The sequence below is a fragment of the Marilutibacter spongiae genome (assembly GCF_014145325.1).
GTDB classification, from domain to species: Bacteria; Pseudomonadota; Gammaproteobacteria; order Xanthomonadales; family Xanthomonadaceae; genus Marilutibacter; species Marilutibacter spongiae.
On sequence record NZ_JACHTF010000002.1, the window covers coordinates 135,571 to 149,384 of the forward strand.

A 13,814-nucleotide genomic window follows, 5' to 3' on the forward strand; every position below is an offset into this window, starting at 1 on the left:
CGATCTGGAGCCCCCGATGGACCTCGAAGGCTGGTCATCCCGACTGAAGGTGTTCGCCGACGCGACGCGGGTCCGCCTGCTGGCCCTGCTCGAACACGAAGAGCTCACCGTCGCCGAGCTGTCGGCAATCACCCGGCTGGCCCAGCCCCGGGTCTCGACCCACCTGGCCAAGCTCAAGGAGGCCAACCTGGTACGCGACCGCCGCTCGGGCGTCTCGGCCTACTACCGCTTCGAGGACTCGGCCCTGGACCCGGCACAGCGGGCGCTCTGGCAGACCCTGCGCTCGGGCAGCGACGACCCCCTCCTGCGCCAGGACGCCGAGCGCGTCCCCGGCGTGCTCGCCATGCGCGCCGCCGACCAGAACTGGGCCGACTCGGTCGCCGGCGACATGGAGCGCCACTACTCGCCCGGACGCACCTGGGAGGCCATGGCGCGCTCCGCCCTGCCCCTGCTCGAACCCGGCGACGTGCTCGACATTGCCTCCGGCGACGGCGTGCTGGCCGAACTCATGGCCCCGCATGCCAACCGCTACGTCTGCCTGGACGCCAGCAGCAAGGTCGTCAACGCCGCCACCGAGCGCCTGCGCCGCCTGGCCAACGTGGAGGTGCAGGAGGGCGACATGCACGCCATCCCCTTCGCCGAGGCCAGCTTCGACCTCGTCGTGCTCATGCACGCGCTGACCTATGCCGAGCACCCCGCCCAGGCCGTGGCCGAGGCGGCGCGCGTGCTGCGCCCCGGGGGCCGCCTGCTGCTCACCAGCCTGGCGCGGCACGGACACCAGAGCACGGTCGAGGCCTTCGGCCACGTCAACCTGGGATTCACCGAGAAGGAGCTCTCGCGATTCGCCGACAAGGCCGGGCTGGACATCGTGAGCTGCGACACCGTGACCCGCGAACGCCGCCCCCCGCATTTCGAAGTCATTGCCCTGCTCGCGCGCAAGCCCGCCGGCCGCGTCCGTGAGCCCCGGACCGCCCAGAAGAAGAGCTGATCGTGGACACCCTCCCCTGGCTGAACCCCGTACGTGCCGAGTCGCTGGAACGCTGCCTGCGCGAACGCATCCTCGTCATCGACGGCGCGATGGGCACGATGATCCAGCAGCACGGGCTGGAGGAGGCCGACTATCGCGGCGAGCGTTTCGCCGGCGGCTTCGACGCCGGGTACCTGCCGGAGGCCGGGCACGCCCACGGTCCCGGCTGCGGTTGCGCCCACGACCAGCGCGGCAACAACGACCTGCTCAGCATCACGCGGCCGGACATCATCCGCGACATCCACGCCCAGTACCTCGCCGCGGGCGCCGATCTCGTCGAGACCAATACCTTCAACTCGACGACGATCTCGCTGGCCGACTACGGCCTCGAGCACCTGGCGCGCGAGCTGAACGAGACCGGCGCGCGCCTGGCGCGCGAGGCCTGCGATGCCGCCGAGTCCGAACACCCCGCTCGACCGCGCTTCGTGATCGGCGTGCTCGGCCCGACCAGCCGGACCGCCTCGCTGAGTCCTGACGTCAACCGCCCCGGGTTCCGGGCGATCAGCTTCGACGAGCTGCGCGTCGCCTACCGCGAAGCCACCGACGGCCTGGTCGACGGCGGCGCCGACGCGATCATGGTCGAGACGGTCTTCGACACGCTCAATGCCAAGGCGGCGCTGTTCGCGATCGAGGAGGCCTTCGAGGCGCGCGGGGCGCGACTGCCGGTGATGGTCTCGGGCACGATCACCGACGCTTCCGGCCGCACCCTCTCGGGCCAGACCGCCGAGGCCTTCTGGTATTCGCTGCGCCACGCGCAACCGCTGTCGATCGGGCTCAACTGTGCGCTGGGCGCCAGGGACCTGCGCGTGCATGTCGACGTACTGGCGCAGATCGCCGATGCCTATGTCAGCACGCACCCCAACGCCGGCCTGCCGAATGCCTTCGGCGGCTACGACGAGACCCCGGAGGACATGGCCCTGGTGCTCGGCGACTTCGCCCGCGCCGGGTTGCTGAACCTGGTCGGCGGCTGCTGCGGCACGACGCCCGCGCACATCGCCGCGATCGCCGCCGCCGTCGGCGGCCATGCGCCGCGCGTGCACCCGCGCCTGGAGCAGGCCGCGTGAGCACCCTGCCCCGTCATACCCGGCTCAGCGGCCTGGAGCCGCTGCAGATCACGCCGTCTACCAACTTCGTCAACGTCGGCGAGCGCACCAACGTCACCGGCAGCGCGAAGTTCCGCAAGCTGATCAAGGAAGACCGCTACGACGAGGCCGTGGAGATCGCCCGCCAGCAGGTGGACAGTGGCGCCCAGGTCCTGGACGTCAACATGGACGAGGGCCTGCTCGACTCCGAGAAGGCGATGGTCGACTACCTCAACCTGATCGCCGCCGAGCCCGACATCGCGCGCATCCCGGTGATGGTCGACAGTTCCAAGTGGAGCGTGATCGAGGCCGGGCTCAAGTGCCTGCAGGGCAAGGGGATCGTCAACTCCATCTCGATGAAGGAAGGCGAGGCGGAGTTCCTGCGCCAGGCACGACTGGTGCGGCGCTACGGCGCGGCGGTCGTGGTGATGGCCTTCGACGAAGTCGGCCAGGCCGACACGATCGACCGCAAGGTCGAGATCTGCTCGCGTGCGCACGCGCTGCTTACCGGACGCGTGGGGTTTCCGCCCGAGGACATCATCTTCGACCCCAACGTGTTCGCGATCGCGACCGGCATCGAGGAGCACGACAACTACGCGGTCGACTTCATCGAGGCCACCCGCCAGCTGAAGCGCCGCTTCCCGCTCAGCCATGTCTCCGGCGGCGTGTCGAACGTGTCGTTCTCGTTCCGCGGCAACGAGGTCGTGCGCCAGGCGATCCACGTGGTGTTCCTGTACCACGCGATCCGCGCCGGCATGGACATGGGCATCGTCAATGCCGGCGCCCTGCCCCTGTACGACGAGCTGGACGCCGAGCTGCGCGAGCGCGTCGAGGACGTCGTGCTCAACCGGCGGCCCGACGGCACCGAGCGCCTGCTGGAGATCGCCGAACGGTTCAAGGGCCGCAAGGGCGAGAAGAAGGTCGAGGACAAGGCCTGGCGCGAGAAGCCCGTGCGCGAACGTCTGTCGCACTCGCTGGTGCACGGCATCGACCAGTACATCGAGCTCGACACCGAGGAGGCGCGTGCGCAGGCCGCGCGCCCGCTGGACGTGATCGAAGGTCCGTTGATGGACGGCATGAACGTGGTCGGCGACCTGTTCGGCGCAGGCAAGATGTTCCTGCCCCAGGTGGTCAAGTCCGCGCGGGTGATGAAGAAGGCCGTGGCCTACCTGCTGCCCTACATCGAGGCCGAGAAACTGCGTACCGGCGACGTCGGCCGGAACAACGGCAAGATCGTGCTGGCCACCGTCAAGGGCGACGTGCACGACATCGGCAAGAACATCGTCGGCGTGGTCCTGGCCTGCAACAACTTCGAGGTCGTCGACCTGGGGGTGATGGTGCCGGCGCAGACCATCCTCGACCGCGCCCGAGAGGAGAAGGCCGACCTGATCGGTCTCTCGGGCCTGATCACGCCCTCGCTGGAGGAAATGAGCCACGTCGCCCGCGAGATGTCGCGGCAGGGCTTCCAGACCCCGCTGCTGATCGGTGGCGCGACCACTTCGCGCGCGCACACGGCGTTGAAGATCCACCCGCACTACGATTCGCCCACGGTGTGGGTGAAGGACGCCTCGCGCGCGGTCGGCGTGGCGCAGTCGCTGATCAGCCCGGAACTGCGCGCGCCGTTCGTCGCCGCCAATGATGCCGACTATGCCGAGATCCGCGAACGCCACCGCAACCGCGGCAGCGGCAAGCGCCTGGTGTCGCTGGAGAAGGCGCGCGCGCAGGCCTTCGATGGCGGCTGGGACGACTACGTGCCGCCGGCGCCCGCACAACCGGGCCTGCACGTGCTGGAGGACTTTCCGCTCGAGGAGCTGCTGGAATACCTCGACTGGTCGCCCTTCTTCAACGCCTGGGAACTGGCCGGGCGCTACCCTGCGATCCTGACCGACGAAGTGGTCGGCGAGCAGGCCAGCGAGCTTTACCGCGACGCGCGGGCGATGCTGGACCGGATCGTCGCCGGGAAATGGCTGACCGCGCGCGGCGTGTTCGGCCTGTGGCCGGCGAATGCCGAGGGCGACGATGTCCGCGTCGATGTCGAGGGCAAGCGCTTCGACCTGCACTTCCTGCGCCAGCAGGTGGACAAGCCGGTCGAGCGCCCCGACTTCTGCCTGGCCGACTTCATCGCCCCTGCCTCCAGCGGCAGGCAGGACTGGATCGGCTGCTTCGCGGTCACGGCCGGCATCGGGATCGAGGCGCACGTGGCGCGGTTCGAGGCCGACCACGACGACTACAACGCGATCATGCTCAAGGCCCTGGCCGATCGCCTGGCCGAAGCCTTCGCCGAGTGCCTGCATGCCCGCGTGCGCCGCGACTACTGGGGCTATGCGCACGGGGAAGCGCTCGACAACGAGGCGCTGATCGACGAGGCCTACGTCGGCATCCGCCCCGCGCCCGGCTATCCCGCATGTCCGGAGCACAGCGAGAAGCAGACCCTGTTCGAGATGCTGGGCGCGCAGGAGCGGGTCGGCATCACCCTGACCGAGAGTTTCGCGATGTACCCCACGGCCGCCGTGTCGGGCTACTACTTCAGCCACCCCGGCAGCCAGTACTTCGTCGTCGGCCGCGTCGGCAAGGAGCAGGTGGAGGACTACGCGCGACGCAAGGGCGCGACATTGGCCCAGGCCGAGCGCTGGCTCGCCTCCAACCTCGACTACGATCCCGAATGACGCCCTTGCCCGGTCCCTCGGGCACGGCGCCGGTGGTCGGCATCGTCGGCCGGCGCGGCGCCTATGGCCGCTGGCTGCAGCACTTCCTCGAAACGCGCATGGGTCTGCGGGTGATCGGCCGGGACCCGGCCGGCGACGAGGCCCTGTCCATCGAAGAGCTGGTCACGCGGGCGGACGTGCTGGTGTTCAGCGCGCCGATCCGCCTCACGCCGGCATTGATCGCCGAGTACGCCCGCGCCGCGCGCGGACGCGAGGCGGGATGCCTGTGGATGGACCTCACCTCCATCAAGCAAGGTCCGGTCGAGGCCCTGCTCGCCTCGCGGGCCGAGGTCGTGGGCCTGCACCCGATGGCGGCGCCGCCCCTGATCCCGACCCTGCAGGGGCGGGTGATGGCGGTATGCCCTGCCCGCCTCGATCGCTGGCGCACCTGGCTCGACGGTTTCCTCGCCGCGACCCGGGCCGAATGCATCGAGGTGACCCCCGGACACCACGACCGCGCGATGGCCCTGGTCCAGGGCCTGACCCACGCCAGCCACATGGCGCAGGCCGCCGTCCTGCGGCGGCAGGCGCCCGCGCTCGGGGGCCTGGAAGCCCTGCGACCGCTGCGCACGGTCGGTCATGCACTGGACCGGATCGTCAGTGCCCGCATGCTGGCGGGCAACCCGGGGATCTACGCCGACATCCAGTTCGACAACCCGCACGTGCTGCCGGCCGTGGAGCTGATGGCCGAAGCGGTCGGATTCCTGCGCGACCAGTTGCGCCGCGGTGATGCGGAGGCCAGGCAGGCATTGCGCACGCGATTGCTGGAGGAGTCGGCGAGCTTCTTCGGCGCACCCGCGCTTGCCGCCGGCAGCCACGACTTCGATCGCCTGGGTTACCTGCTGGCCGACCTGGAGTCTCCCGATTTCCTCAGCGTGTTCCTGCCCGAGGACGCGCCGGGGTCGCTGTGCCGGCTGCTGCACGTGTTCGAAGAACATGCGGTGAACATCGAATCCATCCACTCCTCGCGCTCGCCCGAGGGAGAACTCCACTTCCGCATCGGACTGGACCGCCGCAGCCTCGACGACCTGCCCGCCGATACCCTCGCGCGAGTGGCCAAGGCGCTGGAAACCCGTGGCATCGGTCGCGTGACCGCGGGCCACCGCGGCGACTGAGCGCCGCGGCGCGTTCACCAGACCAGGTCGTCGGGCACCTGGTATTGCGGGTCCGCGTAGGGGTCGTCCGCGGCCGGTGCATCGGGGTCGACCTTCAGCGCGATGGCGGGAGCGAAGATCGCCTCGGCCTGCGCGAGCAGTTCGGCGGTGACGAGCAGGTAGCGACCATCCTGCTGGATCACGCCCAGCTCGCCGGCATTGAGGGCCTTCAATTGCTCGGCGCTGACGTAGATGCGCTTGATCTTGCCGCCATAGGGGAAGTGGCGGGCGATATCGGCGTCCTCGCGGTTGAGCGACTGGCCCTTGACCAGCTCGGCCACGCGGGCACGGGCCTCGCGACGCAGGCGCGCTTCCTCCTGGCGGGCCTTTTCGGCGGCGATGCGTTCGTCCTTTTCGCGCTGGGCACGGATCGCATAGGCCTTGGCCAGGTCGATGTCTTCCTGCGAGCGCGGCTTGCGCGCGGAGGGCGCGCCCTTTCGGCCGCCCTTGCCAGGCGCCTTGCCCGGCGCCGGTCGAGCGCGCGCACCGTGCGCGTCGTGCTTGCGCGCCGGTTTGGGCTTCTCGGCAGGCGGGGCCTTGAAGCCCAGGCCGAGCAGCTGGTTGCGGAGTGTGTCGCTCATCGTTGTCGTGGATCAGTAGTGGGGCGGGGGCGGTTCCTGCGAGGGGTCGGCCGAAAGCCCCCCCGTCGACAGGGTCGCGCGCAGTTGCTTCAGCTCGTCCAGCGCCCGGTGCAGGAGCAGCGCGTTGCGCGCCTCTTCGTCCCGGGCGGCGGCCAGGGCGTCGCTCAGTTCGTTGAGCGCGTGCTCCTGGAACGCCATCCGCGTTTCCAGTTCGACCATGCGCCTTGCAAGCTCTTCGTTCATGAGTGCCGCTTCAACGTGCCACCGAACGGCCACGCCCGATGCCGTAGTACGCAATGCCGGCCGCCTCGACTTCGTCGGGATGGTACAGGTTGCGACCATCGAAGATCACCGCATCGGCGACGGCCTGCCGGATGCGGGGGAAGTCCGGGCTGCGGAACGGCTTCCACTCGGTGACGACGACAAGCGCATCGGCCCCGACCAGCGCGCCGTTGGCCGATTCGCACAGGACCAGGTCGTCGCGCTCGCCGAAGATGCGCTGCGCTTCGTGGCGGGCCTCCGGGTCGTAGGCGCGCACCTGGGCACCGGCGTCCCACAACTGCTGCAGCAGGCGCCGGCTGGAGGCCTCGCGCATGTCGTCGGTATTGGGCTTGAAGGCCAGGCCCCACACGGCAAAGGTCTTGCCCTTCAGCTTGCCGCCGTAGTGCCGTTCGATCAGTTCGAAGAGGTGCTTTTTCTGGTGCTCGTTGACCGACTCCACTGCATTGAGCAGGCGCGGGTCCATGCCATGCTGCTGGGCGGTCCGCGCAAGCGCCTGGACGTCCTTGGGGAAGCAGGAACCGCCATAACCGGCGCCGGGATAGATGAAGTGCCAGCCGATGCGGGGATCGGAGCCGATGCCCTGGCGGACCATCTCCACGTCGGCGCCGACGCGCTCGGCGATGTTGGCGATCTCGTTCATGAAGCTGATCTTGGTCGCGAGCATCGCATTGGCCGCGTACTTGGTCAGCTCAGCCGAGCGTACGTCCATGACCACGATCCGCTCGTGATTGCGGTTGAACGGCGCATACAGGCGCTTGAGCTTCTCCACCGCGGCCATGTCGGTCGCGCCGATGACGATGCGGTCGGGGCGCATGCAGTCGTTGACCGCGTCGCCCTCCTTGAGGAACTCCGGGTTGGATGCCACCGAGAAGTCGACATCGACGCCGCGCGCTTCAAGTTCCGCGGCAATGGTCGCGCGGACCTTGTCGGCCGTCCCCACCGGCACGGTGGACTTGTCGACGACGACCGCCGGGCGCGACAGGTGGCGACCGATGGTACGCGCGACCTCCAGCACGTAGCGGAGGTCGGCGCTGCCGTCTTCGTCCGGCGGCGTGCCGACGGCGATGAAGAGGATGTCGCCATGGGCGATCGCGGCTTCGGCATCGGTCGTGAAGCGAAGCCGCCCCGCGGCGTGGTTGGCCTTGACCATGGGCTCGAGGCCCGGTTCGAAGATCGGCACCACGCCACGGTTCAGGCCCTCGACCTTGACCTCGTCGATGTCGACGCAGACCACGTCATGGCCGACATCGGCCAGACAGGTGCCGGTGACCAGGCCAACATAACCGGTTCCAAATATCGTCACGCGCATAAGGCGGGTATTGCTCCAGGTGGCAGGGATCCGGCCGGTCGCCGGACCCCGGGTTCAGCCGGCGGGGGTGCCCGGGTCCTTGACGATTTCGATCAGCTCGACCTCGAACACGAGGGTCGCGTTCGGGCCGATGGGGCCGCCCGGGGTGCCCATCTCGCCGTAACCGAGCTCGCCCGGGATCCAGAAGCGGTACTTGCTGCCGACGGTCATCAGCTGCAGGCCCTCGCTCCAACCCGGCACGACGCGGTTGAGGGGGAACTCCACCGGCTCGCCCGCCTCGGTCGAATCGTCGAACACGGTGCCGTCGAGCAGCTTGCCGGTGTAATGCACGCGTACGGTGTCCTCGGCCTTGGGCTGGGCGCCCTTGCCCTCGGTGATGACCTGGTACTGGAGTCCCGAGGCCGTGGTCTTGACGCCCTCCTTCTTTGCGTTGGCTTCCAGGAATGCCTTGCCCTCGTCGGCATTGGCCGTGGCCTGCGCGGCGTGGTCGGCTTCCATCTTCTCCTGCATGCGCTGGCCGAAGGCCTGCGCGACCTCCTGGGCCTGCTCATCGGTCATCAGCGGCTCGTCGCCGGCCAGCGTGGTGCGGATCGCGTCGAACAGCGCGTCCTGGTCGATCTCACCCTTGACCGGCTCCAGCGACTTCGCCATCTGCAGGCCGATCATGTAGCCCGCCTGCGCCTTCTCGCCCTCCAGGCCGGGTATCGCCAGTCCGCCCTCGCCCGGCTTCGCGGTCGCGGCATCGGTGGTCGCATCAGGCGTGGCGGGGGCGTCGCCCTCCGTCGCCGGCTTGTCGCAGGCGGCCAGGCCGATCGCCAGGGCGGTCGTGACAAGGGCGGTACGGGTGGTGCGCAGGAACGTCGACATGGATGGAACTCCAGGAGGGGGATGGGGAATGCGCCCCATCATGCGGGTGCGCGTATCGCCGGGAGATGAACCGCCGGGGGACGGTCCAGGCCCGTGGTTTCAGAGGATGGCCTGCAACTCGACTTCGAAGATCAGCATCGTGTCGGGGCCGATGCCGCCCTGCGGCATCCCGCGGGCGCCGTAGGCCAGCGCGCTCGGCACCCAGAAGCGGTACTTGCTGCCGACCGGCATGAGGGCGACGCCTTCGGTCCAGCCGGCAATCACCTGGTCGAGCGCGAACTCGGCCGGTACGCCACGATCGTAGGAGCTGTCGAACACGGTGCCGTCGAGCAGGGTGCCCTTGTAGTTCACGCGCACGGTGTCGCTCGAGCGCGGGCGCGGGCCCGAGCCCTGGCGCAGCACCATGTACTGCAGGCCCGACCCGGTGGTGATGACGCCCTTCTGGCCCTTGTTGGCGGCCAGGAACGCCTCGCCTTCGGCCTTGGTGGCCGCGAGCCGCTCGGCGGCCTTGGTCTTCATGCGCGCGGAGAACGACTCGCGGATGCTTGCCAACGTCGCTTCATCGAGCTTCGACGGCGCCCCGCTGGTCTTGTCGCGGACGGACTGCAGGAAGACCGGCAACTCGATCTCGTCGTGGATCGGCTTGAGCATGCGCCCGACGTCGTTGCCGACGAGATAGCCGACCTTTTCCTTGTCGACCTCGGGGATCTCGACGCCCGCCGGGGCCTGCCCGGCCCGCGAGGCCGAACGCAACATCAGCGCCTGCCCGACCGTGGACGCCTCCGGGCCGGTGATCAGCGGCTCGCCGCCCTTGAACGCGTTCTCCAGGGCACGCTGGAACGCGGCCAGGTCGAGGTCCTCGCCGATCGGCGCGATCGAACCGCCGACGTCCTGGCCGATCATGTAGCTGACCTTGTCGCGATCGGACGAAAGCGCCGCGGCGTCCTGGGCACGCGCGACGTGGGTCGTCGCGATGCCGGCCACGGCCACGGCGGCCACCACCAGCGCGGCTGCGCCTCGAATCAAAGCCTTCATTGCAGAGCTGCTCCTCGATATATGTACGGTCATCCGGCCGGCGGCAGGAATGCCGCGGGGTCGGCGCGCGCCGCCAGTCGTCGCACGAAGCGACCATTGTCGCGGTGCCGCGGCATTCCGGCAAATATCGACCGTGCTCGGCACGAAAAGTGCAATCGCGGTCCGGCACCGACTGCGCTGCCGGTTCGCCCCGGTGGCAGGCACCGGGGCGAGACAGGGCCGCCGGGGCACGCCATTACCTGGCCTGGCAAGCTGAACAGGGTCGGAGCCCCCCCCCTGCCGTTAGTTGGGCAGAAAAAACTTGCACGGCCGTGTTGTGGTGTTATAGTTACATACAACACCTATCAACCAACCGAGCAGGATGCCGTCATGAACCGCAAGCTCCACAACAGCCTCACCGCCCTCGCCCTGTCCGGCGGCGCCGTTGTCCTGGCGTTGGGCTTCGCTTCGCTCCCGGCCACGCACGTCCCGTCCGCCCTGGCTGAACAGGCGGACATGGACGCGTCCCTGGAGATGGTTGCCACCGGAGTCGGAATCGCCGAGGACGTCGCCGTTTCGGCGAACGCGCTCCGTACCCCATCCACCGCCAGGGAACCGGCGCCACGTGGTGCATCGCAGGTCCGGCGCAACGGTCGCCAGCCCCTGGTGATGCCCTACTTCTCTTTCGCACCGCGGGGTTGAACATGACCGCTATCCAATGGAGCGACGGCGCTCCGATCTATCGCCAGCTGAAGGAGCGCGTCATCGCCATGATGCTCGACGGCGAGCTCAAGCCGGGCGACGCCCTGCCCTCGGTCCGCCAGGTGGCGGCCGACTATCAGCTCAATCCGATCACCGTCTCGCGCGCCTACCAGGAACTGGCGGACGAGGCCCTCATTGAAAAGCGCAGGGGACTAGGCATGTACGTCACCGAAGAGGCTGCAAGGAAACTGCTCGTCAACGAGCGCGAGCGCTTCCTCACCGAAGAATGGCCGCTGGTGCTGGAGCGCATCACCCGTCTCGGCCTGAGCCCCCAGGAACTCCTGCTTGCCGGCGAAGGCAAGGGAGGTGCTTCGTGAGCGCCGCCAACATCGTCAGTGCCCGTGGCCTGCGCAAGGCCTACAAGAACAAACTTGCCCTCGACGACACCCGCTTCGAGATCCCGGCCGGGCGCATCGTCGGGCTGATCGGCCCCAACGGCGCGGGCAAGACCACGGCGCTGAAGGCCATGCTCGGCCTGATTCCCTTCGAAGGGCAGCTCGACGTGCTGGGCATGGATCCGCGCACCCGTCGCGACGACCTCATGCGCGACGTGTGCTTCATCGCCGACGTCGCGGTGCTGCCTCGCTGGATGAAGGTCAAGGAGGCGATCGAGTTCGTCTCCGGCGTGCACCCGCGCTTCGACCGCGAACGCTGCCAGCGCTTCCTCCAGGGCACCCAGCTGCGGCCCGACATGCGGGTGCGCGAAATGTCCAAGGGCATGATCGTGCAGCTGCACCTGGCCCTGGTGATGGCGATCGACGCGCGCCTGCTGGTGCTCGACGAGCCCACCCTGGGCCTGGACATCCTGTACCGCAAGCAGTTCTACCAGCGCCTGCTGGAAGACTACTTCGACGAAGACAAGACGATCATCGTCACCACCCACCAGGTCGAGGAGATCGAACACATCCTCACCGACGTGATGTTCATCCGCGACGGCAAGATCGCACTGGAAAGCGAAATGGATACCCTCGGTAACCGCTTCGTCGAAGTGCTGGTCAACGCCGATCGCGCGGAGGAAGCGCGCGGCCTGGCGCCGATCGACGAGCGTGCCCTGCCCTTCGGCAAGACGGTGATGCTCTACGACGGCGTCGACGCCGGCCGCCTGGCGTCGCTGGGCGAGACACGCACGCCGGGCCTGGCCGACCTGTTCGTCGCCACCATGAAGGGGACCTACGCATGAACGCCATTGCCGAACACGAAGGCGCCACCCCGGCCCGCTCGCCGGTCGCGCCACCGCACCCCACCCACAAGTTCAAGCTGCTGCTCAAGCGCGAGTACTGGGAGCATCGCGGCGGCTTCCTGTGGGCACCGGTGATCGCCGGCGGCATCTCCCTGCTGCTCACGCTGATGGGCATCATCATGGCGCTCGCCGCCGGCTACCGGGCCGCCGCCGCGGGCAAGCTGGAGTTCGACGGCGTCAGCGTCAACGGCTTCGACCTGGGCATGCTGACCAGCAAGCTGAGCGCGGAAGACCTGGAGAAACTGAGCAACGGCATCGACATCTCGCTGTTGTTCAGCGGCATGTGGCCCTACCTGGTGCTGGCCTTCGTGGTGTTCTTCTACTGCCTGGGCGCGCTGTACGACGAACGCAAGGACCGCAGCGTGCTGTTCTGGAAGTCGCTGCCGCTTTCTGACGCCGAAACGGTGTTGTCCAAGGTCGCCAGCGCGGTGTTCGTGGCGCCGCTGATCGCCGGCATCGTGGGATTGGCGACGATGTTCGGGTTCCTGCTGATGATCAGCGTCGTGGTCCTGGTCCATGGCGGCAACCCGTTCACCCTGCTGTGGGGTCCGGCGCACATGTTCACCCTGATCTCGAGCCACTTCACCTGGATCCCGGTGTACATGCTGTGGGCGCTGCCGACCGTTGGCTGGCTGATGCTCTGCTCGGTGTGGGCCCGCAGCAAGCCATTCCTCTGGGCGATCATGGTGCCGGTCTTCGCGGGGGTCTTCATCACCTGGTTCGACGTCATGAAGCTGTTCGACATGTCGAGCGAGTGGTTCTGGAGCAATGTCGTCGGCCGACTGCTGCTGGGCACGATGCCGGGCGCCCACATGTTCTACCGCGCCGGCGCCGGCGAACTCGATACCGATGGCGGCATGCAGGCGCTGTTGCACGAAGCCTCGATGGGTGGCCTGGTGGAGACGCTGAAGATGCCCGACCTGTGGATCGGTGCGCTCGTCGGCGCCGCCATGATCTTCGCCGCCATCCGCCTGCGCCGCTGGCGCGACGAAGGCTGACCCCTCCGCCCGCCGGGCCCTGGCCCGGCGGGCCGCGAACAAGGAGTTTCGACATGACATTCCATTCCCACCGCCCCTCCCGGAAGGCCCTGCCCACCCTGGTCCTGCTGCTGGGCACCCTGCCCTGGCTCAGCGCCTGCGGCGGCACCGACAACCCGTCCGGCAAGGCATCGAGCGCCACGGCGCAGGCCAGTGCCGAACTGGAAGGCAAGTCCCACGAAGTCGGCGACAAGGTGCGCGAGAAGATGGCGACCCAGGACATCGGCATCGACAGCGATCGTGCCGGCGTGCCCGACGCCAAGATCACGCCCGAGGGCGACTTCCTGGTCGACGGCAAGCAGGTCGCCGTCAACGCCGAACAGCGCGCGCTGCTGGTCAAGTACCGCAGGCACATCACCGAAATCGCCGCCTCCGGGGCGCAGATCGGCGTGGAAAGCGCGTCGGTGGCGACCCAGGCGGTCGGCGTGGCCATCGCCAGCATCTTCAGCGGCGAGAGCACCGAGGACCTGGGCGACCGCATCGAAGCCGACGTCGAGAAGAAGATCCGCGGTTCGGTGGCCGGCCTGTGCTCGCAGTTGCCGGCGCTGATGGAGACCCAGCAGGCGCTGGTGGCCGCGATGCCGGAGTTCGAGCCCTACGCCGACATGGACGATTCCGACTTCGACGACTGCATGGACGAGACCTCGGTGGCCGGAGCCGATCCGGCGTCGCCCGCGAACGAGGCCGCGGAAGCCGAAGCCGCCCCCCGCCAGTAACACCGTGCGCCGTGCGCCGGCGGCCGCGATGCGCGTGC

Annotated in this window: 14 protein-coding genes; 9 read left to right on the plus strand and 5 right to left on the minus strand. The window is 68.6% G+C overall.

Annotated features, from left to right (window positions below; genetic code table 11):
* Positions 1-16 precede the first annotated feature (16 nt).
* The 4 genes from H4F98_RS02145 to H4F98_RS02160 are packed head-to-tail and all read left to right on the plus strand — an operon-like array spanning position 17 to position 5,929.
* Positions 17-988, plus strand: a complete 972-nt coding sequence (locus tag H4F98_RS02145; RefSeq protein WP_182685018.1) for an ArsR/SmtB family transcription factor — start codon at positions 17-19, stop codon at positions 986-988.
* A gap of 2 nt (positions 989-990) precedes the next feature.
* Entirely contained in the window at positions 991-2,091 is a 1,101-nt protein-coding gene (locus H4F98_RS02150; RefSeq protein ID WP_182685019.1) for a homocysteine S-methyltransferase family protein, read from the plus strand.
* A complete protein-coding gene (metH, locus tag H4F98_RS02155) occupies positions 2,088-4,775 on the plus strand; it encodes a methionine synthase (RefSeq protein ID WP_182685020.1) in 2,688 nt (895 codons plus the stop codon). Before H4F98_RS02150 ends, metH begins: the two co-directional genes overlap by 4 nt.
* Positions 4,772-5,929 (plus strand): prephenate dehydrogenase, encoded by a 1,158-nt coding sequence (locus H4F98_RS02160; RefSeq protein WP_182685021.1) that lies wholly within the window; start codon positions 4,772-4,774, stop codon positions 5,927-5,929. The genes metH and H4F98_RS02160 overlap by 4 nt, the downstream gene beginning before the upstream one ends.
* 14 nt (positions 5,930-5,943) lie before the next feature.
* Here the strand turns inward: H4F98_RS02160 and H4F98_RS02165 are convergent, their stop codons facing one another.
* The 5 genes from H4F98_RS02165 to H4F98_RS02185 all read right to left on the minus strand — a co-directional run bounded on the left by H4F98_RS02165 (position 5,944) and on the right by H4F98_RS02185 (position 10,042).
* On the minus strand, positions 5,944-6,549 hold the full coding sequence (locus H4F98_RS02165; protein WP_182685022.1) for a DUF2058 family protein: 606 nt from the start codon (positions 6,547-6,549) through the stop codon (positions 5,944-5,946).
* Positions 6,550-6,561: 12 nt separating this feature from the next.
* Positions 6,562-6,792 (minus strand): SlyX family protein, encoded by a 231-nt coding sequence (locus tag H4F98_RS02170; RefSeq protein ID WP_182685023.1) that lies wholly within the window; start codon positions 6,790-6,792, stop codon positions 6,562-6,564.
* Positions 6,793-6,802: 10 nt separating this feature from the next.
* A complete protein-coding gene (locus H4F98_RS02175; protein ID WP_182685024.1) occupies positions 6,803-8,140 on the minus strand; it encodes a UDP-glucose dehydrogenase family protein in 1,338 nt (445 codons plus the stop codon).
* Between the two features lie 54 nt (positions 8,141-8,194).
* Positions 8,195-9,007: a BamJ family beta-barrel-assembly machinery protein gene (bamJ, locus tag H4F98_RS02180; protein ID WP_182685025.1), complete on the minus strand. Its 813-nt coding sequence runs from the start codon at positions 9,005-9,007 to the stop codon at positions 8,195-8,197.
* A gap of 99 nt (positions 9,008-9,106) precedes the next feature.
* Entirely contained in the window at positions 9,107-10,042 is a 936-nt protein-coding gene (locus H4F98_RS02185; RefSeq protein ID WP_182685026.1) for an FKBP-type peptidyl-prolyl cis-trans isomerase N-terminal domain-containing protein, read from the minus strand.
* Positions 10,043-10,411: 369 nt separating this feature from the next.
* Between H4F98_RS02185 and H4F98_RS02190 the strand changes: the two genes are divergently transcribed.
* From H4F98_RS02190 to H4F98_RS02210, 5 genes are read left to right on the plus strand one after another with little or no spacing between them, the layout of a single operon-like run.
* A complete protein-coding gene (locus tag H4F98_RS02190; RefSeq protein ID WP_182685027.1) occupies positions 10,412-10,723 on the plus strand; it encodes a hypothetical protein in 312 nt (103 codons plus the stop codon).
* 2 nt (positions 10,724-10,725) lie between these two features.
* Positions 10,726-11,100, plus strand: a complete 375-nt coding sequence (locus H4F98_RS02195) for a GntR family transcriptional regulator (protein ID WP_182685028.1) — start codon at positions 10,726-10,728, stop codon at positions 11,098-11,100.
* The gene (locus H4F98_RS02200) at positions 11,097-11,963 is read left to right on the plus strand and encodes an ABC transporter ATP-binding protein (RefSeq protein ID WP_343064712.1); all 867 of its coding nucleotides are present in this window, start codon (positions 11,097-11,099) and stop codon (positions 11,961-11,963) included. The genes H4F98_RS02195 and H4F98_RS02200 overlap by 4 nt, the downstream gene beginning before the upstream one ends.
* A complete protein-coding gene (locus tag H4F98_RS02205) occupies positions 11,960-13,021 on the plus strand; it encodes a hypothetical protein (RefSeq protein WP_246372756.1) in 1,062 nt (353 codons plus the stop codon). Before H4F98_RS02200 ends, H4F98_RS02205 begins: the two co-directional genes overlap by 4 nt.
* Positions 13,022-13,074: 53 nt before the next feature.
* Positions 13,075-13,776, plus strand: coding sequence for a YggN family protein (locus tag H4F98_RS02210; protein ID WP_182685030.1), 702 nt, complete (start codon positions 13,075-13,077; stop codon positions 13,774-13,776).
* Positions 13,777-13,814 lie beyond the last annotated feature (38 nt).